24 protein-coding genes are annotated in these 21,814 nt (G+C 58.4%); 15 read left to right on the forward strand and 9 right to left on the reverse strand.

Annotated elements, in window-relative coordinates; translation table 11 throughout:
- The 5 genes from BT119_RS25670 to BT119_RS25690 form a co-directional block, all read left to right on the forward strand.
- The coding region (locus BT119_RS25670) for an RHS repeat-associated core domain-containing protein (RefSeq protein WP_139271383.1) at positions 1-1,410 on the forward strand (1,410 nt) is incomplete at its 5' end.
- 263 nt (positions 1,411-1,673) lie between these two features.
- Complete coding sequence (locus BT119_RS25675) at positions 1,674-2,162, forward strand: Hcp family type VI secretion system effector (protein ID WP_003313472.1); 489 nt, start codon at positions 1,674-1,676, stop codon at positions 2,160-2,162.
- Positions 2,163-2,212: 50 nt separating this feature from the next.
- Positions 2,213-2,716 (forward strand): type VI secretion system amidase effector protein Tae4, encoded by a 504-nt coding sequence (locus tag BT119_RS25680; protein WP_011268807.1) that lies wholly within the window; start codon positions 2,213-2,215, stop codon positions 2,714-2,716.
- A complete protein-coding gene (locus BT119_RS25685; protein WP_004416293.1) occupies positions 2,713-3,147 on the forward strand; it encodes a type VI secretion system amidase immunity protein Tai4 in 435 nt (144 codons plus the stop codon). The genes BT119_RS25680 and BT119_RS25685 overlap by 4 nt, the downstream gene beginning before the upstream one ends.
- 28 nt (positions 3,148-3,175) lie before the next feature.
- Positions 3,176-3,616: a type VI secretion system amidase immunity protein Tai4 gene (locus tag BT119_RS25690; RefSeq protein WP_046719034.1), complete on the forward strand. Its 441-nt coding sequence runs from the start codon at positions 3,176-3,178 to the stop codon at positions 3,614-3,616.
- A 76-nt stretch (positions 3,617-3,692) separates the two neighbouring features.
- Here the strand turns inward: BT119_RS25690 and BT119_RS25695 are convergent, their stop codons facing one another.
- Positions 3,693-4,178, reverse strand: a complete 486-nt coding sequence (locus tag BT119_RS25695) for a hypothetical protein (protein WP_003431403.1) — start codon at positions 4,176-4,178, stop codon at positions 3,693-3,695.
- Positions 4,179-4,610: 432 nt separating this feature from the next.
- Here BT119_RS25695 and BT119_RS25700 point away from each other — a divergent pair, with 432 nt between their 5' ends.
- Positions 4,611-4,844: a DUF6124 family protein gene (locus BT119_RS25700; RefSeq protein ID WP_003313478.1), complete on the forward strand. Its 234-nt coding sequence runs from the start codon at positions 4,611-4,613 to the stop codon at positions 4,842-4,844.
- 41 nt (positions 4,845-4,885) lie between these two features.
- Here BT119_RS25700 and BT119_RS25705 read toward each other — a convergent pair whose 3' ends face one another.
- The 4 genes from BT119_RS25705 to BT119_RS25720 all read right to left on the reverse strand — a co-directional run bounded on the left by BT119_RS25705 (position 4,886) and on the right by BT119_RS25720 (position 8,148).
- Positions 4,886-6,043, reverse strand: coding sequence for a phospholipase D-like domain-containing protein (locus tag BT119_RS25705; RefSeq protein ID WP_003431405.1), 1,158 nt, complete (start codon positions 6,041-6,043; stop codon positions 4,886-4,888).
- A gap of 1 nt (position 6,044) precedes the next feature.
- Positions 6,045-6,626: a YceI family protein gene (locus tag BT119_RS25710; RefSeq protein ID WP_011268811.1), complete on the reverse strand. Its 582-nt coding sequence runs from the start codon at positions 6,624-6,626 to the stop codon at positions 6,045-6,047.
- 89 nt (positions 6,627-6,715) lie between these two features.
- Positions 6,716-7,045, reverse strand: a complete 330-nt coding sequence (locus tag BT119_RS25715; protein ID WP_003363909.1) for a hypothetical protein — start codon at positions 7,043-7,045, stop codon at positions 6,716-6,718.
- The gene (locus tag BT119_RS25720; protein ID WP_072367141.1) at positions 7,042-8,148 is read right to left on the reverse strand and encodes a serine hydrolase domain-containing protein; all 1,107 of its coding nucleotides are present in this window, start codon (positions 8,146-8,148) and stop codon (positions 7,042-7,044) included. Before BT119_RS25720 ends, BT119_RS25715 begins: the two co-directional genes overlap by 4 nt.
- Positions 8,149-8,382: 234 nt before the next feature.
- Here BT119_RS25720 and olsB point away from each other — a divergent pair, with 234 nt between their 5' ends.
- Positions 8,383-9,138 (forward strand): L-ornithine N(alpha)-acyltransferase, encoded by a 756-nt coding sequence (gene olsB, locus BT119_RS25725; protein ID WP_003363913.1) that lies wholly within the window; start codon positions 8,383-8,385, stop codon positions 9,136-9,138.
- The gene (locus tag BT119_RS25730) at positions 9,138-9,932 is read left to right on the forward strand and encodes a lysophospholipid acyltransferase family protein (RefSeq protein ID WP_046719031.1); all 795 of its coding nucleotides are present in this window, start codon (positions 9,138-9,140) and stop codon (positions 9,930-9,932) included. Before olsB ends, BT119_RS25730 begins: the two co-directional genes overlap by 1 nt.
- Here BT119_RS25730 and BT119_RS25735 read toward each other — a convergent pair.
- Positions 9,890-10,489, reverse strand: coding sequence for an acyl carrier protein phosphodiesterase (locus BT119_RS25735; protein ID WP_003363917.1), 600 nt, complete (start codon positions 10,487-10,489; stop codon positions 9,890-9,892). The genes BT119_RS25730 and BT119_RS25735 overlap by 43 nt on opposite strands.
- A 164-nt stretch (positions 10,490-10,653) precedes the next feature.
- Here BT119_RS25735 and BT119_RS25740 point away from each other — a divergent pair, with 164 nt between their 5' ends.
- The 3 genes from BT119_RS25740 to BT119_RS25750 are packed head-to-tail and all read left to right on the forward strand — an operon-like array spanning position 10,654 to position 13,234.
- Entirely contained in the window at positions 10,654-10,968 is a 315-nt protein-coding gene (locus BT119_RS25740; protein WP_003363918.1) for an ArsR/SmtB family transcription factor, read from the forward strand.
- A 28-nt stretch (positions 10,969-10,996) separates the two neighbouring features.
- On the forward strand, positions 10,997-12,163 hold the full coding sequence (locus BT119_RS25745) for an MFS transporter (protein ID WP_003431415.1): 1,167 nt from the start codon (positions 10,997-10,999) through the stop codon (positions 12,161-12,163).
- Between the two features lie 21 nt (positions 12,164-12,184).
- Entirely contained in the window at positions 12,185-13,234 is a 1,050-nt protein-coding gene (locus BT119_RS25750; RefSeq protein WP_003431417.1) for an alkene reductase, read from the forward strand.
- Positions 13,235-13,360: 126 nt separating this feature from the next.
- On the opposite strand, the gene BT119_RS25755 is transcribed toward BT119_RS25750, so the two are convergent.
- From BT119_RS25755 to BT119_RS25765, 3 genes are all read right to left on the reverse strand, one after another.
- On the reverse strand, positions 13,361-14,212 hold the full coding sequence (locus BT119_RS25755; RefSeq protein ID WP_003363925.1) for a hypothetical protein: 852 nt from the start codon (positions 14,210-14,212) through the stop codon (positions 13,361-13,363).
- 98 nt (positions 14,213-14,310) lie between these two features.
- Positions 14,311-15,303: an NAD-dependent epimerase/dehydratase family protein gene (locus BT119_RS25760; RefSeq protein WP_003363927.1), complete on the reverse strand. Its 993-nt coding sequence runs from the start codon at positions 15,301-15,303 to the stop codon at positions 14,311-14,313.
- 74 nt (positions 15,304-15,377) lie between these two features.
- The gene (locus tag BT119_RS25765) at positions 15,378-16,277 is read right to left on the reverse strand and encodes a LysR family transcriptional regulator ArgP (RefSeq protein WP_072367142.1); all 900 of its coding nucleotides are present in this window, start codon (positions 16,275-16,277) and stop codon (positions 15,378-15,380) included.
- Positions 16,278-16,371: 94 nt separating this feature from the next.
- Here BT119_RS25765 and BT119_RS25770 point away from each other — a divergent pair, with 94 nt between their 5' ends.
- From BT119_RS25770 to BT119_RS25785, 4 genes are all read left to right on the forward strand, one after another.
- A complete protein-coding gene (locus BT119_RS25770) occupies positions 16,372-16,974 on the forward strand; it encodes a LysE/ArgO family amino acid transporter (protein ID WP_072367143.1) in 603 nt (200 codons plus the stop codon).
- Positions 16,975-17,166: 192 nt separating this feature from the next.
- The gene (gene sodB, locus BT119_RS25775) at positions 17,167-17,748 is read left to right on the forward strand and encodes a superoxide dismutase [Fe] (RefSeq protein WP_003313497.1); all 582 of its coding nucleotides are present in this window, start codon (positions 17,167-17,169) and stop codon (positions 17,746-17,748) included.
- Positions 17,749-18,151: 403 nt separating this feature from the next.
- On the forward strand, positions 18,152-20,203 hold the full coding sequence (locus BT119_RS25780) for a putative bifunctional diguanylate cyclase/phosphodiesterase (protein WP_044310414.1): 2,052 nt from the start codon (positions 18,152-18,154) through the stop codon (positions 20,201-20,203).
- Between the two features lie 179 nt (positions 20,204-20,382).
- Positions 20,383-21,741, forward strand: a complete 1,359-nt coding sequence (locus BT119_RS25785; protein WP_003431423.1) for an imelysin family protein — start codon at positions 20,383-20,385, stop codon at positions 21,739-21,741.
- The last annotated feature ends 73 nt before the right edge of the window (positions 21,742-21,814 follow it).

Genomic DNA, 21,814 nt, shown 5'->3' on the forward strand with positions numbered 1-21,814 from the left:
GATGTGGATTTCGCTACGGGTTTTGATGCCAACGGCAATCTGCTGCAACTGGCGCGCGGTCAGGTCATGGGCTGGGATGCGCGTAATCAGTTGCAGTACATCACCACCGTGCAACGTGAAGACGAGCCGAACGATGAAGAGCGTTATATCTACGATGGCCAGGGTCAGCGTCGTCGTAAGATCAGTACTGCGCAGGCATCAGGTCGCACGCTGATCAACGAAGTGCGCTACCTGCCGGGACTGGAAATCCGGACCACGGCGGATGGAGAAATCCTTCACGTCGTTATCGCTCAGGCGGGTCGCAACAGCGTGCGGGTATTGCACTGGGAAGCTGGAAAACCAGGCGCCATTGCGAACGATCAGGTGCGTTACAGCCTGGGTGATCATCTGGGCTCGAGCACGCTGAAACTGGATCAACAAGGTGGCCTGATCAGCCAGGAAAGTTATTACCCCTTTGGCGGTACGGCTTGGTGGGCGGCGCGCAGTGCAGTGGAAGCCAAGTACAAAACCGTGCGGTATTCAGGCAAGGAGCGAGACGCCAGCGGGCTTTATTATTACGGGTTCAGGTATTACGCGCCGTGGTTGCAGCGGTGGATCAATCCGGATCCGGCGGGGGATATGGATAGCTTGAACGCCTATAATTTCGTATCGAACAACCCCGTCATGTTAATAGACAAGGATGGGAGAGTAGGCGAGCGAATCGCCGCAGCATACGCACCAAACGAACCCGCCCTTCCTTCATACTTTAAAGCCACCTACTTATCCGAAGCCTCTCACGATCAAATGACTGCGGACGCCAGAGCCGGAGCGCTGTGGAATGACCCTCCCTGGCTCCTGGGGGCTGGCTACGCATACGCACCTGCCTGGTACTACAATGCCAACCTGCAGCAACGTATAGACTTGTTGAATGAGCGCTCATGGATGAGCCACGGCATCGTTACAACACTATTCAACCATGATCATGACCCTGTCAAAAAACCCTACGAAATAACATCCAGACACTGGAATAACGTTGATGAATTCACGAACACTTACACACCCGAGAAATGGATGATTCAATCCAATTTTAAAGTCAGCAAATCGAATGACTACCATGCGAGCGATGTTATTCGATATCAATATGAGACCGTGTCAAAATCATTAGGTTTCTTTGGAGTGTTACCTTCCCTTGTAGAAAACCAATACGTTATGAACACAAAAACCCTCAGCATCACCTCTGGGCTGGAATCCAGCACTCCTCACCTGTTAGATCTCTACCTCAATGAAACGCCGATCGGTAAAGGGACAAGTATTTCACTGACCGAATTTCAAATGGAGGCAATGTGGGTGCAGCGCCAAATAGACCCCGTACTGGATCCGATCAGCCATTTTACGCTCGGAGTGAAACCCATCAATCATTTTAAACTGTAGACTCGCGCCACCGCCCCCCCAATATTAATAAAACTTGGCATTTGCAACCGCAACTCAAAGCAATGCCTTCTTCACTTACACCCCCCCTGATAATGCACAGAGGCCGAAAGAGTCTGTACGACTATTCTGACAAAAAGTAGAGATATTTCAGTCAACATCGAAGGCATGCTGATCTCACGTTCGATAAAAACAAAGATTATGCTGCCGAAACATATGGATACCTGTATGCAACGTAAGACCGATCGAACGTGGAGATTTGAAACATGGCATTTGATGCGTACATCAAAATCGAAGGCATTCCAGGCGAAGCGCTGGATGATCGCTACAAGGACTGTATCGAGATCACCGGGTATGGTTTCGGCATGCACCAAAGTACCTCCGCCACGGCGAGTTCTTCAGGAGGCGCCTCGTCGGGTCGGACGTCCTTGAGTGATTTCACGTTCACCAAATCACTCGACAAGTCGAGCTGCAAACTCATGGAAACGTTGTGCGCGGGCAGGCACCTGAAGGAAGTCGTCTTGTCATTGCATCGTGCAGGCGGAGACAAGGTCAAATACTTTGAAGTGCTGCTGGAAGAAGTGATCATTTCCAACTACACCCAGCATGCCAATGATGGCATCCCCAGTGAGACCATCAGCCTCAACTACGGAAAAATAAAAACCACCTACACCCAGCAGAAAAGATCTGACGGTGCCGGTGGAGGGAATGTCTCGGGTGGCTGGAACCGTATCAACAACAAGGTCTATTCCTGACGTCTTGAAAGCGCATGTATCAAACGTCACGACATGATCAAGGAAGGACTATGGCACGGCCATTTTTTACTGCTGCCTGGGCGGCTTCGCAACATATTTATGATCCGGTGGCACCGGAAAAACGAGTGGCAGAGGTGATTGGGGGGTTCGTCGCGAAGAACATAAACAACCCTGATCCTTCTACAAAATGGAGGAACACCTGTGCTGTTCGATTAAGTTACATCCTGAACTACTCAGGACTGAAAATACCTAAAGTATCTAAACAGACAGTCTCCGGCGCAGATCAGCACCAGTACTTTTTCCGTGTATCGAACCTGAAAAGCTTTTTGGAAACGCACTGGGGCAAGCCTGAGGTCGTCAAATACCCACCTTCTGACGGCGGAGCGCTTGCAAGAAAAAAAGGAATTATATTATTTGAAATATCGGGCTGGACAGACGCAAAAGGCCATGCAACGTTGTTTGACGGCAATCTTTGCTATGACCATTGCTATTTTAACGAGCCCGACGTCAACTACCGTACGGATACGGCAAACTTTTGGAGCCTAACCTCATGAAGTTTCTCTTCACAGCCTTCACAGGCTGTCTCGCACTCGTGGCAACCGAGAGCTTCGCACATACAAAACCTTCATCACCAGAGGGCATGCACCGAAGCTATGAAAAAAACTTCAAGGACCTGGTACTCGCTACCTGTATAGCAAACGCTTACGCATATGACGTAAAGGTCGGAATTGACGCTGGAAGTAGCGTCACCGCCATTGAGGACTGGGCAAATTACGACTGGGAAGTGGGACCTGATGAAATACGAGCACTCGTAAAGAAGTATCTGACCAGAGATTATACAAACCCCTTAACCGAGTCCGAGATAAAAGGTGTAAAATTTGACCTTTTAAAGTGCCTGGATCTTTACCACAGTAAGGATCTGAATGACTTGACAAAAAAGACTGTCGTAAATCCAACACACACCTACATGCAAGACTACAAATAAAATTCATATTCACAGGGAGGTTCGTAGAATGAAATCACGTCTTGCGGCCCTTACAGCATCTCTAGTCTTGGCACCATCCAACTGTTTTGCCTACACCCCCACCTCATCGCCCGAAGGGATGTACAGAACCTTTGAAAAAAACTACAAGGACATGGCGCTCGCCACCTGCATAACCACCGCTTATAAATATGACGTAAACGTCGGAATTGACGCGGGCAGCAGTGTCAGTGCGATGCGTGACTGGACCTACTATGACATGGAAAAAAGTCCTCTTGCCGTCAAGGCCCTGGTAAAAAAATACCTCGCGCGCGACTACACAAACCCTTTGGCCGAATCCCAGATCAAGGGTATAAAATTCGACCTGCTGAAATGCCTGGACATGTATCACAGCAAGGAACTGGACGCGTTGACGAAGAAAGTCGTTACAGAACCAAATCATACCTACATGCAGAATATCAAAAAGCCTTAACTACTTCCTTCAGCAACAAGCCTGTCCAGCAAACGCTGCACAGGCTATTTTCATTGCAAGCACTCTACCCCGCACATTATCTGTAGGGCGGAGACACATCATGCTGATTCAATGTGATCCGATAGCTTTTTAACGTCACCCCCTCGGTGATGTACTGCTTGCTGAAATACTGATAAACAGCGCCAGTCACTTCTACACCAACACCATTTGGCGTGTCGAAAATCTTCACATCACTCAGAGCGCTGTCAGTCAGCAGAAAAAGATTAGAGTCGTTCAACTGCTTCAGCACTTGCGAGTCGCTGCCATCCAGACGTTTACTGATGTAAAAACGCAAGGTGTCCTGATCTGTTGCGGGTGCGCCGTAGCGAGTGATGTAGAGCCAGTCACCCTGTGGCAGCTCGCGCTTCATGACTACTTCGTCCGCGCCCGAAGGGCTGTCCAGATAGTCGAACAGTGTGAGTTTCAAAACCACTATCGAGAACAGCAGCCAGAAGAAGAATTTATAGTTGAATTTCAGATTGAGGCTTTCCGGCTGTTGCCCATCGTTCCCTATATTATCCATTCCTGTCCTTAGCGCTGAACACGTCTTTGTGACGTAGAAAAGAGTGTACCCACGTTTACAAGGCAGGCAACGAAACATCCTCAGAAAACCTTTTTCGATAACTCTTGTAAGAATTAACCGCAGGACGCCTCCCTTCCAATTGAAGGAAATTTCCGAGAAAATCCCGGCCTCTTGCGCTTGGCTATTCAGGTCTCTAGCCTTCATTGATCGCTGCCCAATCAGCGATCAGGTTTGGTAGACCTGCTTTTGCTGGCGCAATGTGCCACCTCCGCGAGGCGATCTCTTTCGTCCCGTTTTCATGGTGGCCGTGCGCATGGCATCTTCGGATGCACCGGGTGCCAGCAGCCGGTCTACCAACTTGCACACGGCCGCCACCTTATCGTTTGGTAGCGATCAGTGACGGCTCCCACAAGTTCTGCTGGAGTTGCAAACATGCCCGATAAAATCGTCCCCGACCCGCCCACCGCCCTGTTCACCGTCAACGCATCCGTCAGCCAGGAAGAAGCGCTCAACTACGCTTCGGATCTGCTGCGCTGCATCATCACGACGGCCTATGAGTCCGGCGACAGCACTCAGGGCACCAGCCGTGATCTGGCGTTTTCGGTGTTGCACATGGCCGAGATGGCCAAAGCCATGGTTGATCGCTCACTGGAATGCATCGTTTGACCGGATGACAACCCGGGGCCACGCTCGGCCCCGCGCAAACCTCAGTTACGCTGATCCAGCAAGTTCACCACCAGCCGGTCGATCCAGCCCCACAAGCGCTGCTTGACCCGTCGCCACAGCGGTCTGGCCTTCCAGTCTGCCAGCGTGGTCTCGGCGCTCAGGGCGAAGTCTTTTTCAAAGCTGGCGACCACGTCGCGGGTCAGCCCTGGGTCGAGGGCTTCGAGGTTGGCTTCCAGGTTGAAGCGCAGATTCCAGTGATCGAAATTGCACGAGCCGAGACTCACCCAGTCGTCGATCAGGACCATTTTCAGGTGCAGAAAGCACGGCTGGTATTCGAACACCTTGACCCCGGCACGCAACAGGCGCGGGTAGTAGCGGTGACCGGCGTAGCGTACGGACGGGTGATCGGTGCGCGGCCCGGTCAGCAGCAAACGCACATCAACGCCACGTGCCGCCGCCCGACGCAAGGCGCGGCGAACTTTCCAGGTGGGCAGAAAGTAAGGGGTGGCCAGCCAGATCCGCTTTTGCCCGGTGTTCAGCGCACGTACCAGCGACTGCAGGATGTCGCGGTGCTGGCGGGAATCAGCATACGCGACACGACCCAGGCCCTCGCCGGTTATCGGGGCCTTGGGCAGATGATCAAGGCCGAAGTTTTCTTTCGGACGCCAGGCGAAACGCCGGGCGTTGGCGTGGAACTGCCGGTTGAACAGCGCCTGCCAGTCGATCACCAACGGCCCGGTGATTTCGACCATCACTTCGTGCCACTGGCTGGCGTCCTTGTCCGGCTCCCAGAACTCGTCAGTCACACCGGTGCCGCCCACCACGGCCAAGGCCTTGTCCACCACCAGCAGTTTGCGATGGTCGCGGTAGAAGTTACGCACGCCCCGCCGCCAGTGGATCGGATTGTAGAAACGCAGAATCACACCGGCATCGGTCAGTTGCTTGCGCAGGCCAGCGTCGAAGGCTTTTGAGCCGAAGTCATCGAACAGGCAGCGCACGATCACGCCACGCCTGCCCGCCTCGACCAGCGCGCGCACGATGGCGTCGGCGCAGGCCCCGGCTTCGACCAGGTACAACTCCAGATCGACCTGCTGCTCGGCGCGATCGATGGCTGCGATCATGCGCGGAAAGAACGCAGGGCCGTCGATCAGCAATTGAAAGCGGTTGTTTTCACGCCACGGAAAAATCGCACCGTTCATATCAGCGCGCCGTGAAGATCAGGACAGCCCCGACCGGGACCGAGAGGCTCACCGCCGACAATCCTGCGGCGTTGCGCAAGGCCTTGAAGTCCGGGGCCATATCGAAATCCTGGGCATGGATCACCAGCGGCTCGAGCGTCACGACCTGAAATCGCCGCTCGTCGAGACGCGTCGCCAGCAGCTCGGCGTTATAGCTGTGGGTCTTGCCGCGCAGGCTGACGGTCAGCGGTAAACGCAGTTCCAGTTGTGCGCCGGGCGCGAGGTTATTGATCGGGCGCATGTCTAACTGCGCATTGATCTGAGCAGCCGGAAACTTGCGCACCTGAAACACCTGCTCTCGAAGGCGCTCGTCGCGCAGCGGAATGCCGGTGCTGACTGAATCGGTTTCAACTTCCACTTCAGCCAGCCCCTTGGCGTCGACTTTGCCGTGCAGCACCAGAAAGCGATGCACTTCGGCAATATCGGCATTTTTAGTCGAGGTAAACGAGAGTCGCGACGACTCGTTATCCAGGTACCAGTTCGCATGGGCAGGTAACGCCACTGCGGCCAGCATGACCAGCAGCAGGCGATTCATAGTGAGCATGCAGACTCCAGACGTGCAATTGAGGGCCACCTTATCCGCCTGTCTGACCGCTGGCAAACGCCCGCGTTCGGCGGCAATTCATCAGGCCCTCATGGCAGCAGGCGACAGCCCTGTCGCTCACCCTGCCAGGACGCGCTGCTGGTGCGTCCCAGGCCGCTGGCAATGACCCGTTTTTGACTGCTGTCGTCGACCAGCGTGCTGGGCAGATACTGCTTGATGTAGCCCTGGCAATACGCTTCGGAATTATTCATGACGTACCTGCACGAGCAGTATTCCTTGGCGGTGTAGGCACTGATGATGGTCGGGAACGCCTGCAGGTTCACACGGTACTGCCAGGCGAGCACGGCAAGTGCGGCAACCATCAGCAACAGCAGGCTGCTGAAGGGACGGCGCAGGATGAACATTCGGCGCGTGCTCATTGACCGCCCTCCTTACCAAACGCGGCCTGTACGCGCTTGAGCATCTCATTGTGGTTGTAGGTAGCGTCGCGGTCATCGGCATAGCGCACGATCACCAGCTTCTGATCGGGAATCACATACAGCGCCTGCCCCCAATGCCCCAATGCCGCGAAGGTGTCAGGGGGAGCGTCCGGCCACGGTCCTTTGCCGCCATCGGCAGTGCGGTTGAGCCACCATTGGCCAGCGGGCACTTCAACACTGGCATCCACGCCCTCACCGGCAAACGGCGTCAGCACGAAGTCCATCCACTGCTTATTGAGCAACTGCCGATCCTGCCATTGCCCGCCGCGCTGCATCAGCAGGCCGATGCGGGCCAGATCGCGAGCGGTCATGTAGGCATAGGAAGAGCCTACAAATGTACCCGCGCCATCGGTTTCCCAGACCGCACTGCGGATGCCGAGCGTGTCGAACAGCGCGGTCCATGGGTAACCCGGATAAGCCTCATCGCCGACCATCTTTTTCAAGGCCGCCGCCAGAACGGTGCTATCGCCGCTGGAGTAGAGGTAAGTCTTGCCGGGGGGGTGGGCAGCGCGGTGATCGGCGGTGAAGCGCGCCATGTCGTCGCGCCCGCGGGTGTAGAGCATGGCGACCACCGAGGAGTTGAGCGGTGCGTATTCGTAGTCTTCCTGCCAATCCAGACCCGAAGCCCAGTGCATCAGGTCTTTGATGGCGATATCGGGGTGCGCCTTGAACGGCGGGTAGAACTTCGCCACCGGATCATTCAGTTGAAAGCGTCCTTCTGCAAACGCCACCCCCAGCACCGTCGCCATGATGCTTTTGCTGATCGACCAGGTCAGGTGCGGCGTTTGCGCGGTGGTCACACCGCCGTAGCGCTCGTACACGACTTCGCCATCACGAACCACCAGCAGCGCATCGGTGCGAATGCCCTTGCGCGTGGCGTCGTCACGGGGCGGGAAGGCGTAGGTCTCGAGCTCTTCGATGGCCACAGATCGCGGCACAGACTGAGAAGGCCATTGCTCTGTCGGCCATGTTTGAGCAACGACGCCCTGGGCACTGAAGCCCAGGATCAGAACCAGACACAGACGGACAAATCCACGCGGCATGACAAGGCCTCTACAGAATGATCCGCACACCGTATCAGCGTTTCATGACAGTCAGCTATCAACCCAAGAGCAGACGCAGAGGAAATGGCCACAGCGTTTCCCGTCACACAACCATCACCAAAGCTTCACAGGCATGACACGCCATCTCCCTAGCCTGCAAGTACGGCAAAGCGCCTGGACAAATCAGTCAACCAGCCCTCTCTGCATCTGCAAGGCTGGCTCATGGAGATTCGTATGACCCAGATCGCCCGCATTCGTGACAACACTTCTGAACGTCGTCTTCAGGCCGAGCGCCTGATTGGAGCGTGCGCCTTGCAGGAAGCACAGGCGTTGCGTTTCAGTGTGTTCAGCGAAGAGTTCAACGCCCGTCTCAACGGCGCTGAACAAGGCCTGGACATCGACGATTACGATGTTCACTGCTCGCATATCGGGGTACGCGACCTGAACACCGGGCGTCTGGTTGCCACGACCCGGCTGCTCGACCATCAGGCCGCCAACACGCTGGGACGCTTCTACAGCGAAGAGGAATTCAGCCTGCACGGGCTGGTCAATCTGCAAGGGCCGATCCTCGAACTGGGTCGCACCTGCGTCGATCCGGCCTATCGCAACGGCGGCACCATCGCGGTGTTGTGGAGCGAACTGGCCGAGGTGCTCAACGAAGGCGGTTACAGCTACCTGATGGGCTGCGCGAGCATCCCGATGCAGGACGGCGGTATTCAGGCCCATGCGATCATGCAACGCCTGCGCGAACGCTACCTGTGCAACGAGCACCTGCGCGCCGAGCCGAAGAATCCGCTGCCGACCCTCGACATCCCGAGCAATGTGATCTGCGAGATGCCACCGCTGCTCAAGGCCTACATGCGTCTGGGGGCCAAGATCTGCGGCGAACCGTGCTGGGACGAAGACTTCCAGGTGGCCGACGTGTTCATCCTGCTCAAGCGCGACGACTTGTGCCCGCGCTATGCCCGCCACTTCAAGGCGGCCGTGTGATGAGCCGGTTGCGCGGCTATGCCCGCGTAGTCCGGGTGCTACTGGTCGTAGCGCTCGGATTGACGATTGCCAGCGCGTTCGCGGTCCTGGAACGCACCAGGATCGGAGGTTCGATGGAGCGCAGGCAGCGCTGGAGCCGCTGGTTCATGGCACGCCTGACCAACGCCCTGCCGTTTCGCGTCACCGTGACAGGTCAACTGCCAACCCAACCCATGCTGTGGGTCAGCAACCATGTGTCATGGACCGACATCGCCCTGCTCGGCATGCTCGCGCCGCTGTCGTTTCTGTCGAAGGCCGAAGTGCGGACCTGGCCGGTAGCGGGCTGGCTGGCGCTGAAGGCCGGTACGCTGTTCATTCGTCGCGGATCGGGCGACAGCCGTCTGATCCAGAAGCAGATGTGCAACCATCTGCAGCAAGGCAACGCGCTGCTGATCTTCCCCGAAGGCACCACCACGGACGGCAAAAGCCTGCGCACCTTTCACGGTCGTCTGCTGTCCAGCGCCATCGACGCTGGCGTGCCGATCCAGCCGGTGGCCATTGGTTACTCGCGTGACGGCAAGCCGGACCCGATCGCCCCGTTCATTGGCGACGATGACTTGCTGTCGCACTTGCGCCGACTGTTCGCCAACGAGCAGAGCGATGTGCATATTCACCTGCTGACACCGATTCCGACCGCTGACCAGGAACGCGCCGCACTGGCCTTCAAGGCCCAGCAGGCCGTTCAGGTGGCGTTGTTTGGCGAGCCGCCGGTTCAGCCGAGCGACGTGGTTTCGCGTCCGGCCCGAGCGGCCTGAGCGAAATCCTCAAGTAGCGGATAGAACTCGGCGAAATCCGCACTCAAGGGCTGGTACAGCGCCTGCAGTTCCTGCATGCCGCCGGCCAGCCCTTCGGGTTTTGACAGGCGTCGGGATATCCCGCTCAACACCTGCTCCAGCACTCCGAAATCCCGATACGACCCCAGCCAGTCCTGCGCCGCCATGCGCGGTGCGATCAGCGCCAGCCGCTCGGGCAATTGTGGCTCGGCAGCCAGCGTGCCATAGACCTTGCGGGTGAATGCGTCCAACGGCAGGTCGGCATAACGATGCCAGTCGCGCGCCAGGCAGTGATCGAAAAAAACATCGAGCATGATGCCGGCATAGCGCCGTCTCTGGAGCGGAAAGCGGGCAATGGAGGCCTTGATCAGCGGATGACTGTCAGTGAAGGCGTCGATACTGCGGTGCAGACGAATCGCCGCCTCCAGTTCCGCAGGAAAACGTCCCGGCAGCGGACCTTTGACGAAATCGCCATACAGGCTGCCAAGCAATTGGGCGGGCCGGTGCCCGCCAAGGTGAAGATGTGCCAAGTAGTTCATGGCTGCAAGCCTAGGCCGCTTTCGGGCCCGCTGTCCATATATCGTTATAACCCGATATAGCGATTTGGCTGATCCTAAGCACATAATCATATTTGTATATCGCGAAATATAGATATAAGGTTCGTTCTATCGCGATATATCGCTACACCGCCTGTGAGAACGACATGCAGATCGACCTCGACGACATAATAAAAGCCCTGGCCCACCCGGTCCGCCGAGAAATCCTGACTTGGCTGAAAGACCCGCGTGCGAGCTTTCCCGCCCAGGAGTACTCGATCGAACACGGCGTGTGCGCCGGACAGATCGATCAGCGTGCGGGATTGTCACAATCCACTGTCTCGGCCCATCTGGCGACCTTGCAACGCGCTGGTCTGATCAGCAGCAAGAAGGTCGGCCAATGGCATTTCTTCAGACGCAACGAAGAAGTCATACAGGCATTCGTTCAGGCGCTGGTTGAAGAACTGAACAACCCGACCTGATTTTCCAACGTTTACCAGGAGTTGCCCCGTGCCTCTTTCGCTACTCATTCTGGCTCTGAGCGCCTTCGCCATCGGCACCACCGAATTCGTCATCATGGGCCTGCTGCCCGATGTGGCAGCCGACCTCGGCGTATCGATCCCCGGTGCAGGCTGGCTGGTGACCGGCTATGCGCTGGGCGTCGCTGTCGGTGCACCGTTCATGGCCATGGCCACGGCAAAACTGCCGCGCAAGGCCGCGCTGGTCACGCTGATGGGGATTTTCATCATCGGCAATCTGCTCTGTGCGCTGGCCAGTGACTACAACGTCCTGATGTTCGCCCGCGTGGTGACTGCACTGTGTCACGGTGCGTTCTTCGGCATCGGCTCGGTGGTTGCCGCAGGTCTGGTGCCCGCCAACCGGCGTGCCTCAGCGGTGGCCTTGATGTTCACCGGCCTGACACTGGCCAACGTACTGGGCGTGCCGCTGGGTACTGCGCTGGGTCAATACGCGGGCTGGCGCTCGACCTTCTGGGCCGTCACGGTCATCGGGGTGATTGCGCTGATCGGCCTGATCCGCTTCCTGCCGACCAACCGCAACGAAGAAAAGCTCGACATGCGCGCTGAACTCGGCGCCCTCAGAGGGGCCGGCATCTGGCTGTCGCTGACCATGACTGCGCTGTTTTCAGCGTCCATGTTCACCCTGTTCACCTACATCGCCCCACTGCTCGGCGAAGTCACCGGCGTATCGCCCAACGGCGTGACCTGGACCCTGCTGTTGATCGGCCTGGGCCTGACCGCCGGCAACGTGATTGGCGGCAAGATGGCCGACCGCCGCCTGGCGTCCACGCTGATTGGCGTATTCGTCTCGATGGCGGTGATCTCCACCGTACTCAGCTGGACCAGCACCGCGCTGATCCCGGCTGAAATCACGCTGTTCCTCTGGGCAGTCGCGGCCTTCGCCGCCGTCCCGGCCCTGCAGATCAACGTGGTGACGTTCGGCAAAGCCGCACCGAACCTGGTGTCAACCCTGAACATCGGCGCCTTCAACGTCGGCAACGCGCTGGGCGCCTGGGTCGGTGGCAGCGTCATCGCCCACGGTCTGGGCCTGACCAGCGTACCGCTGGCCGCCGCCATCCTGGCCGTGCTGGCGCTGCTGATTACCCTGATTACCTTTCGCCAGACCGGCAACCCCGAGCTGGCACCTGCTACGCATTGATCAATTACGAGGATTCGACACATGACGACTATCTTTGACCCGATCACCCTGGGCGATCTGCAACTGCCCAACCGCATCATCATGGCCCCACTGACGCGCTGCCGTGCCGATGAAGGCCGTGTACCGAACGCGATGATGGCCGAGTATTACGTTCAGCGTGCCTCGGCGGGCCTGATCCTGACCGAAGCCACCTCTGTGACGCCAATGGGCGTGGGCTACCCCGACACCCCGGGCATCTGGTCCAACGATCAGGTGCGTGGCTGGAGCAACATCACCAAGGCAGTGCATAACGCCGGTGGCCGCATTGCCCTGCAGTTGTGGCACGTGGGCCGTATTTCCCACCCTGCCTACCTGAACGGCGAAACCCCGGTCGCGCCAAGTGCAATCGCAGCCGAAGGCCATGTCAGCCTGATGCGCCCGATCACCCCATTGCCAACCCCGCGGGCGCTGGAACTGGCGGAAATCGGTGACATCGTCGAGGCCTATCGCGTCGGTGCGGAAAACGCCAAGGCGGCGGGCTTCGACGGCGTGGAAGTGCATGGCGCCAACGGCTATCTGCTTGAACAGTTCCTGCTGACCGGCACCAACCAGCGCACCGACGAGTACGGCGGTTCGGTGGAAAATCGTGCGCGTCTGCTGCTGGAAGTCACGGATGCCGTCATCGAAGTCTGGGGCGCTGGCCGTGTAGGCGTTCACCTCTCGCCTCGCTTCGACATGCACGACATGAGCGATGCAAACCGCGCCGAAACCTTCAGCTACGTGGCTAAAGAGCTCGGCAAGCGCGGTATCGCGTTCATCTGTGCCCGTGAGCGTGATGCTGAAGACAGCCTCGGCCCACAGTTGAAGAAGGATTTCGGCGGAGTCTACATCGCCAACGAGAAATTCACCAAGGACACTGCCAACGCCTGGCTGGCAGAAGGCAAGGCCGACGCCATTGCCTTTGGCGTGCCTTACATCGCCAACCCGGACCTGCCCGAGCGTCTGGCCAGCGATGCGCCTCTGAATGAAGCCCATCCGGAAACGTTCTACGGCAAAGGGCCAGTCGGCTACATCGACTACCCACGGATGTAAACCGCTGTCGTAAGACCAGAAACCCCGATTCGCAGGAATCGGGGTTTCTTCGTATCTGCACCTGGATTTACTGGCCAGCGCTCCCTCGGCGAACTGCCGCGCTGAAGGCGGCAGAGGATGCCAAGATCAACGGCGTGCGTTGAGCTGTTGCGACAAATTCTGGATCTGGCTGTTCAGGGTATTGATGTTACGAGTCACCTGAGCACGAAACGCATCGAACTCGGCCGTATTGGCTTCTGCCGAAGGCGCCGGGCGGTTTTCCTGTTCGCTTTTCAGCACCATCAGGTCCTGTTCCAGGCGTTCGACAGCGGCAGACGGGTTGCCCTGCTTTTTCAACGTGGCGACATCGGCCGCCACGCTTTTGATCTGCGCATCCAGCTTGCCCTGATCCGCCTGAGCGGTCTTCAGGTCAGGCAACGCGGCCTTGAGCGTGGTCAGTTCAGCGACAACGCTTTTGAGCTGTTCCTGCAACTGCGCGTTTTCACTCTGCTGCTGGGCGGTTTGCGCGGCCATCTGCTCCAGACGTTTGTCGAGACTGCCCTGCTGACCTTCAACGCCTTCGCGTTGTTTGTCCTGATCTTCCAGTTGCGCTTCCAGCAACTTGATACGCTGCTTGAGCGCCTCTCCATCACTGGAAAGCGCTTCGGTCGCGACCACCTTGCCGGAAATATCCTGCAAGCGCCCCGCCGCTTCTTCGCTGATGCGCGCAAAGCTTTCCTGAGTCGCCACCAACTGCTGCTCCATCAGGGAAACCTGCTGAAAGCTCCACCAACCCAGACCGCAGAAAGCAATGAACAACGCACCGACCAATGCCCACAAAGGCCCGGTGCTCGGCGCCTTGACCTTGACAACAGGCGTGGTGCGCGAATAGACGGTGGTGCGCTCGCGTGCGCTATTGCTCGGCGCGAAGTCGTCATCATCGTCCTTGGCGCTCAGGCTGGGAACGTCATCGACGTCGTCGTAGGGATCGTTGCGCATGAATAACCCTTCAGGAAGCTGTTAAATCAAAGTTCGTAGATCAAAGTTGGGCAGTATAACAACAGCGCAGAATCAATCTCACTGTGCCACTACCGCATTCAGATCGCGTGCTGTGCCTGCCACCAGCCACAGAATTCATCCAGCGCCGTCCACAGGCTGACCTGGGGCTGATAATCCAGATAATGCCTGGCGCGGCTGATATCAAGCGTGAAATCCCTGTTCATGACCTGCATGCCCACTCTCGACAGGGTAGGTTCAGGTCTGCCCGGCCACAGCATACAGGCGGCCTCATTGATCGCCGCAGCGCTGTAGGCCAGCCCGTATGAACGATAACGGGTGGCCTGAGGCAAGTGCATCTGCCGCATCACATAATTGATCGCGTCCCACAGCGGGACCGGCGTGCCATTGCTGATGTTGTAGGCCTTGCCCAGTGCAGAACCCGTTGCCAGCAAGCTGCTCAGCAGGGCTTCGTTGAGGTTCTGCATGCTGGTGAAATCCACCACGTTCAAGCCGTTGCCGACAATCGCCAGGCGCCTCTTGCGCTGCATGTGCAGCAGACGCGGGAAAATGCTGTTATCGCCCGCGCCGGTGACAAAGCGTGGCCGCAGGGCAATGACTTCAAGCCCGAACTCTTCGGCACCGAAGACCTTTTGCTCGGCCAGATACTTGGTGGCCGCGTAGTGATTGTGAAAGCGCTTGGGCACCTGCTCTTCCTTGATGCCACGGTGCGAGTGGCCATCAAAGTAGATCGACGGCGAAGATAGATGAACCAGCCTTCGCACCCTCTGTTTCAGGCAGCCCTCGACGATGTTTTCCGTGAGCTGCACGTTGCCCTGCATGAAATCCTGGCGACGTCCCCACGTACCGACCGAGCCCGCGCAATGCACGACCGCTTCCACGTCATCGCACAGTGCGCGCACCAGATAAGGATCGGCGAGGTCGCCCTGAATAAACTCGGCACCGCGCCTGACCAGGTGCTCGACACCTTCGGCACGACGGCCATTGATCCGCACGCTCATGCCCTGCTCAAGGGCAAAACGCGCAAAGCGTCCGCCGATGAAGCCGCTCGCGCCGGTGACCAGAATCTTCATTTACCGCTCCGTTAACGCGTCTGCAGGAAAGGCAAAACCCTGCCTGCATGGATTACACATGATCCTGTTGACGATCAGTCTTCGCTCAGCGGCACCAGCCAGTGAGCCGAATGTTGCGCAAGATGTTCGGTGAGGCGCGTCAGAAGCTGCCCACCATTGCGCCAATGATGCCAGTAGAGCGGCACATCGATGCAACGGTCCGGCAGTAATTCGAGCAGCGTGCCGTTGCGCAACTGGTCGCGCACCTGCAACTCGGGCGCCAGCCCCCAGCCCATGCCCGCCTCGATCATACGGATGAAACCTTCGGAGGAAGGACACAAATGATGCTCGAAGCCGTCCTGAACACCCAACATAGCCAGATACCGATGCTGCAGAAGATCGTCCGGGCCGTATACCAAGGCAGCGGATCTGGCGAGCGTCTCTGGGCTGACACCGTCCGGGAAATGGCGGGCGATGAACGCGGGACTGGCCAGCGCCCGATAGCGCATGGCCCCCAGCAACTGGCTGCGTGCCCCCGCCACCGGACGCTCGCTGCCACACAGGCAGGCCGCCACCTCACCGGCGCGCATGCGCTTGAGGCCTACGTCCTGATCTTCGACAACCAGATCCAGCAGCAAACGGTGTTGCGTACAAAACGCGCCAATGGCCGGCGCCCACCAGGTTGCCAGACTGTCGGCATTCAAGGCGATTCGCAAACGCTCGGGCATGCCCTCCTCGTCCAGTGCCGGTACCTGACTTTGCAGATCGCGCTCCAGCAGGCGGACCTGCTGCACGTGATTGAGCAGGCGCCGGCCGATGTCGGTCGGGCTCGGCGGCGTGGCGCGTACCAGCACCGGCAGGCCAATGCGCGCCTCCAGCAATTTGATGCGTTGCGAGACTGCTGACTGAGAAAGCCCAAGCACCTGAGCGGCGCGATCGAACCCGGCCTGCTCGATCACGGCCGCCAGCGCCGACAGCAATTTGTAGTCGAACATCAGTTTTCCTAATGAGCGATGAAGATTATTGGTTTTCCTTATAACCCTCACCCTCTGAGAATGGCTACCTGAATCCGCTCAATGGAACATCCTCATGTGGCAAAGCTACCTCAATGGGCTGCTGATCGCGGCAGGCCTGATCATGGCGATCGGTACTCAAAATGCTTTTGTGCTGGCTCAGGGCCTGCGTCGTGAACATCATGTGGCCGTGGCGATGCTGTGCATTTTCTGCGACGCCATCCTGGTGGCTGCAGGCGTGTTCGGTCTGGCCAACGTGCTGGCGCAGAATCCGACGCTGCTGGCGGTGGCGCGCTGGGGCGGCGTGATATTCCTGAGCTGGTATGGCCTGCAGGCATTACGCCGCGCCTGCTCGCGGCAGAGCCTGGAACACAGCGCAGCGGTTGGCAGAAAATCACTGCGCACCGTGTTGCTCAGCGCATTGGCCGTTACCTTGCTCAACCCGCACGTCTATCTGGACACCGTGTTGCTGATTGGCTCGCTGGGCGCACAACAGGGCGTGCCTGGCGCGTATGTCGCCGGTGCAGCCAGCGCTTCGCTGCTGTGGTTCTCGAGCCTCGCCCTGGGCGCGGCATGGCTGGCTCCCTGGCTGGCCCGACCTGCCACCTGGCGGATGCTGGACCTGATGATCGCAGTGATGATGTTCAGCGTGGCCGTGCAGTTGATCCGCTCGGCCTGACGGATTTCATGACCGCAGAGTCAAACCCGTGGGAACCTCTATCCCACACAGTTGTTGCGTGGTTAAGGCGCAGACCCGGTGCTATGATCCGGGGTCTGCGCCGCAAAAGAGTAAAACTCCCGGTGCATGCTGTATCTGGCCGCCCGTGATCGGCCGTGCGACTACCGCAATTGACCTGAAAGGAGATAAACCATGGCTTTTGAATTGCCGCCACTGCCCTACGCCAAAGACGCTCTGGTGCCGCACATTTCTGCGGAGACTCTGGAATATCACCACGACAAGCACCACAACACCTACGTCGTGAACCTGAACAACCTGGTGCCTGGCACCGAGTTCGAAGGCAAGACCCTGGAAGAGATCATCAAGACCTCCTCGGGCGGTATCTTCAACAACGCCGCTCAGGTCTGGAACCACACGTTCTACTGGAACTGCCTGGCTCCTAACGCTGGCGGCGAGCCTACCGGCGCTCTGGCCGAAGCCATCAACAAGGCGTTCGGTTCCTTCGACAAGTTCAAGGAAGAGTTCAGCAAGACTTCCATCGGCACTTTCGGCTCCGGCTGGGGCTGGCTGGTGAAGAAGGCTGATGGATCCCTGGCATTGGCCAGCACCATCGGTGCCGGCAACCCGCTGACCAGCGGCGACACCCCGCTGCTGACCTGCGATGTGTGGGAACACGCCTACTACATCGACTACCGCAATCTGCGTCCGAAGTACGTAGAAGCGTTCTGGAACCTGGTGAACTGGGACTTCGTGGCCAAGCAATTCGCAGCCTGATTCCAGCCTCATCGAAAAACCCGGCCTCGCGTCGGGTTTTTTATGTTTCCCGGCCTGTAAGGGCCGCCTGCCAGACGTTTGTTTCACATATAGCGTCAACCGCCTGCCTGCCGGTCAGGCGAATCGCAAATCTTTTTTCGCCTGCCGCTCGTACTTTGTGTATTGTCGGAAAACGCTCGCTGACTCGTAATACAACTTAATTCTCTATGACGTAATTCTTTACAGTGTTCTGCTCTAGTTACCTACCTGGCCACCCGACGCATTGAGGTGGCTTTGGCCAGCAGGTGCAAGGAACGCGAAGATCAGCCAGGCGCACCGGTTGTGACAAGGTCACGGCGTGCGGGTCTGGTTTTTCGAGGGTCATGAGGCGATATGCCCTCCGACACTAACTAAGGAACGGCCATTGAAGCTGGAACTCAAGAACAGCCTGTCGGTAAAGTTGCTGCGCGTTGTGCTGCTTTCGGCGCTTCTGGTAGGCGTCCTGCTCAGCTGTGCGCAAATCGTCTTCGACGCCTACAAGACACGTCAGGCTGTGGCGAGCGACGCCGAGCGGATTCTCGGCATGTTCCGCGATCCGTCGACACAGGCCGTCTACAGCCTGGACCGCGAGATGGGCATGCAGGTCATCGAAGGCCTGTTCCAGGATGACTCGGTGCGCATGGCGTCCATCGGGCACCCTAACGAAAGCCTGCTCGCCGAGAAAGACCGGCCGCTGAAGACGTCCCCTACGCGGTGGCTGACAGACCTCATCCTTGGCCAGGAACGCAGCTTCACCACTCAACTGGTAGGCCGCAGCCCCTACAGCGAGTATTACGGCGACCTGCGCATCACGCTGGACACGGCCAATTACGGTGAAAGCTTTCTGGTCAATGCCGGAATCATCTTTGTCGCGGGCGTGCTGCGTGCGCTGGCAATGGGGCTGGTGCTGTATCTGGTCTATCACTGGCTGCTGACCAAGCCGCTGTCGAAGATCATCGAGCACCTGATCGCGATCAACCCCGACCGCCCCAGCGAACACCAATTGCCGTTGCTTAAAGGCCACGAGAAAAACGAATTGGGGATCTGGGTCAACACCGCCAACCAGTTGCTGGCCTCCATCGAACGCCACACTTACCTGCGCCATGAGGCCGAAAACAATCTGCAGCGCATGGCGCAATACGATTTCCTCACCGGTCTGCCCAACCGACTTCAGTTGCAGACCGGGCTGGACAGGATTCTGGAAGATGCAGGACGCCAGCAACACCGAGTGGCGGTGTTGTGCGTGGGTCTGGATGACTTCAAAGGCATCAACGAACAGTTCAGCTACCAGTCCGGCGATCAATTGCTGCTCGCACTCGCTGACCGTCTGCGCGCGCACAGCGTGCGACTCGGGGCACTGGCGCGCCTGGGCGGCGACCAGTTTGCGCTGGTGCAATCCAACATCGAGCAGCCCTACGAGGCGGCAGAGCTGGCGCAAAATATTCTGGATGAGCTGGAAGCGCCGTTCATCGTCGGTGATCAACAGATTCGACTGCGGGCAACCATCGGCATCACCCTGTTTCCCGAAGACGGCGACAGCACCGAGAAGCTGCTGCAAAAAGCCGAGCAGACCATGACGCTGGCCAAGGCCCGCTCGCGTAACCGTTATCAGTTCTACATCGCCAGCGTAGACAGCGAAATGCGCCGCCGCCGCGAACTTGAAAAAGACCTGCGCGAAGCCCTGCCACTCAATCAGTTGTATCTGGTCTATCAACCGCAGATCAGCTATCGCGATCACCGTATCGTCGGCGTGGAAGCGCTGATCCGCTGGCAGCATCCGGAACATGGCCTGGTGCCGCCGGACGTATTCATCCCGCTGGCCGAACAGAACGGCAGCATCATCGCCATCGGGGAATGGGTGCTGGATCAGGCCTGCCGCCAACTGCGCGAATGGCTCGACCAGGGTTTTACCGACTTGCGCATGGCAGTCAACCTGTCGACTGTGCAGTTGCATCACGCGGAGTTGCCGCGTGTGGTCAACAACCTGCTGCAGATCTATCGCTTGCCACCGCGCAGCCTGGAACTGGAAGTGACCGAAACCGGGCTGATGGAAGATATCAACACCGCCGCCCAGCACCTGTTGAGCTTGCGACGCTCCGGCGCCTTGATTGCCATTGATGACTTCGGCACCGGCTACTCATCGCTGAGCTACCTGAAAAGTCTGCCGCTGGACAAGATCAAGATTGACCGCAGCTTCGTGCAGGACCTGATTGACGACGACGATGACGCCACCATCGTGCGAGCCATTATCCAGTTGGGCAAAAGCCTGGGCATGCAAGTCATTGCCGAAGGCGTGGAGACCGTCGAGCAGGAGGCCTACGTGGTGACCGAGGGCTGTCATGAAGGCCAGGGCTATCTGTACAGCAAGCCGTTGCAGGGTCGGGAGTTGCTGGCCTACCTCAAGCAGTCGCGTCAGGACCACGCCACCAGCCTGTGAGCCGACCTGCACACTTCCGGCCATTCACGTCATCTTGAAACCGACTGTTACAACCTGCCGGATGTCCGAATACGCCGACACAGGCTTTTTGCCTTTACACCGAATGCAAATCTTTCGCATTATGTCGCAGATTTTATGGGCGCACCCCGCCATCACCTTTATCGACGCAGGATTCCGTCATGATTCGTATGCCTCTGGCAACCGCTAGTCTGTTGGCCATCGCTATCTCTCTCGCCGGTTGTGGCGAAGGCAAGGACAAGGCTGCCGCCCCGGCACCCGCGCCAGCCGCTGCTCCGGCGACGCCGGCTGTGACGCCTGCGGCCCCTGCTCCGGCAGCCGCTGCCCAGACTGACGACGCGGCGGCCAAGGCTGTGGTCGCGAACTACGCCAACATGGTGTCCGCCGTGTTCGACGATGCCGAGGCCGGCGCGAAAAAACTCAGCACTGCCGTCGACGCCTTCCTGGCCAAGCCCAACGATGAAACCCTGAAAGCTGCCCGCGAAGCGTGGATCGCTGCGCGTGTGCCTTACATGCAGAGCGAAGTCTTCCGCTTCGGCAACACCATCATCGATGACTGGGAAGGACAGGTTAACGCCTGGCCCCTGGACGAAGGCCTGATCGACTATGTGGCCAAGGATTACCAGCACGCGCTGGGCAACCCGGGTGCCACTGCCAACATCATCGCCAACACCGAAATTCAGGTCGGCGAAGACAAGGTCGACGTGAAGGAAATCACCTCCGAAAAACTCGCCAGCCTGAACGAGCTGGGGGGTTCCGAGGCCAACGTCGCCACCGGCTACCACGCCATCGAATTCCTGCTCTGGGGCCAGGATCTGAACGGCACCGGCCCTGGTGCCGGCGCACGTCCGGCCAGCGATTACCTGGAAGGCGCTGGCGCGACCGGCGGCCACAATGATCGCCGCCGTGCCTACCTCAAGGCCGTCACCGACCTGCTGGTCAGCGACCTCGAAGAAATGTCCGGTAACTGGAAGGCCGGCGTGCCCGACAACTACCGCGCCACGCTGGAAGCCGAACCCGGTGAAAGCGGCCTGCGCAAGATGCTCTTCGGCATGGGCAGCCTGTCGCTGGGTGAACTGGCGGGCGAGCGCATGAAAGTCGCACTGGAAGCCAACTCCAGCGAAGACGAACACGACTGCTTCAGCGACAACACGCACAACTCGCACTTCTACAACGGCAAGGGCATCCGCAACGTTTATCTGGGCGAGTACACCCGCACCGACGGCAGCAAGGTCAGCGGGCCGAGCCTTTCGTCTCTGGTCGCCAAGGTAGATCCCGCCACCGACGCCACCTTGCGCGCCGACCTGGACGACACGCAGGCCAAGTTGCAGGTCATCGTCGATCATGCGAACAAGGGCGAGCATTTCGACCAGTTGATCGCTGCCGGCAACACCGCAGGCAATCAGGTGGTGCGTGACGCCATCGCCGCGCTGGTCAAACAGACAGGCGCCATCGAACAGGCGGCTGGCAAGCTGGGCATCACTGACCTGAACCCGGACAACGCCGATCACGAGTTCTGATCAACCGCGTTTGTTGCGATAACCATCGATGCCGGTCAGTTCGCTGACCGGCATTTTTTGTGTCTGATCGACC

This window comes from Pseudomonas sp. NFACC10-1, from assembly GCF_900119195.1.
GTDB lineage: Bacteria > Pseudomonadota > Gammaproteobacteria > Pseudomonadales > Pseudomonadaceae > Aquipseudomonas > Aquipseudomonas cerasi.

Excerpts from the sequence above, each read along its gene's own strand:
- BT119_RS25675 (WP_003313472.1), top strand. The coding sequence starts at position 1,674 with ATGGCATTTGATGCGTACATCAAAATCGAAGGCATTCCAGGCGAAGCG.
- BT119_RS25680 (WP_011268807.1), top strand. The coding sequence starts at position 2,213 with ATGGCACGGCCATTTTTTACTGCTGCCTGGGCGGCTTCGCAACATATT.
- BT119_RS25685 (WP_004416293.1), top strand. The coding sequence starts at position 2,713 with ATGAAGTTTCTCTTCACAGCCTTCACAGGCTGTCTCGCACTCGTGGCA.
- BT119_RS25690 (WP_046719034.1), top strand. The coding sequence starts at position 3,176 with ATGAAATCACGTCTTGCGGCCCTTACAGCATCTCTAGTCTTGGCACCA.
- BT119_RS25695 (WP_003431403.1), bottom strand. The coding sequence starts at position 4,178 with ATGGATAATATAGGGAACGATGGGCAACAGCCGGAAAGCCTCAATCTG.
- BT119_RS25700 (WP_003313478.1), top strand. The coding sequence starts at position 4,611 with ATGCCCGATAAAATCGTCCCCGACCCGCCCACCGCCCTGTTCACCGTC.
- BT119_RS25705 (WP_003431405.1), bottom strand. The coding sequence starts at position 6,043 with ATGAACGGTGCGATTTTTCCGTGGCGTGAAAACAACCGCTTTCAATTG.
- BT119_RS25710 (WP_011268811.1), bottom strand. The coding sequence starts at position 6,626 with ATGCTCACTATGAATCGCCTGCTGCTGGTCATGCTGGCCGCAGTGGCG.
- BT119_RS25715 (WP_003363909.1), bottom strand. The coding sequence starts at position 7,045 with ATGAGCACGCGCCGAATGTTCATCCTGCGCCGTCCCTTCAGCAGCCTG.
- BT119_RS25720 (WP_072367141.1), bottom strand. The coding sequence starts at position 8,148 with ATGCCGCGTGGATTTGTCCGTCTGTGTCTGGTTCTGATCCTGGGCTTC.
- olsB (WP_003363913.1), top strand. The coding sequence starts at position 8,383 with ATGACCCAGATCGCCCGCATTCGTGACAACACTTCTGAACGTCGTCTT.
- BT119_RS25730 (WP_046719031.1), top strand. The coding sequence starts at position 9,138 with ATGAGCCGGTTGCGCGGCTATGCCCGCGTAGTCCGGGTGCTACTGGTC.
- BT119_RS25735 (WP_003363917.1), bottom strand. The coding sequence starts at position 10,489 with ATGAACTACTTGGCACATCTTCACCTTGGCGGGCACCGGCCCGCCCAA.
- BT119_RS25740 (WP_003363918.1), top strand. The coding sequence starts at position 10,654 with ATGCAGATCGACCTCGACGACATAATAAAAGCCCTGGCCCACCCGGTC.
- BT119_RS25750 (WP_003431417.1), top strand. The coding sequence starts at position 12,185 with ATGACGACTATCTTTGACCCGATCACCCTGGGCGATCTGCAACTGCCC.
- BT119_RS25755 (WP_003363925.1), bottom strand. The coding sequence starts at position 14,212 with ATGCGCAACGATCCCTACGACGACGTCGATGACGTTCCCAGCCTGAGC.
- BT119_RS25760 (WP_003363927.1), bottom strand. The coding sequence starts at position 15,303 with ATGAAGATTCTGGTCACCGGCGCGAGCGGCTTCATCGGCGGACGCTTT.
- BT119_RS25765 (WP_072367142.1), bottom strand. The coding sequence starts at position 16,277 with ATGTTCGACTACAAATTGCTGTCGGCGCTGGCGGCCGTGATCGAGCAG.
- BT119_RS25770 (WP_072367143.1), top strand. The coding sequence starts at position 16,372 with ATGTGGCAAAGCTACCTCAATGGGCTGCTGATCGCGGCAGGCCTGATC.
- sodB (WP_003313497.1), top strand. The coding sequence starts at position 17,167 with ATGGCTTTTGAATTGCCGCCACTGCCCTACGCCAAAGACGCTCTGGTG.
- BT119_RS25785 (WP_003431423.1), top strand. The coding sequence starts at position 20,383 with ATGATTCGTATGCCTCTGGCAACCGCTAGTCTGTTGGCCATCGCTATC.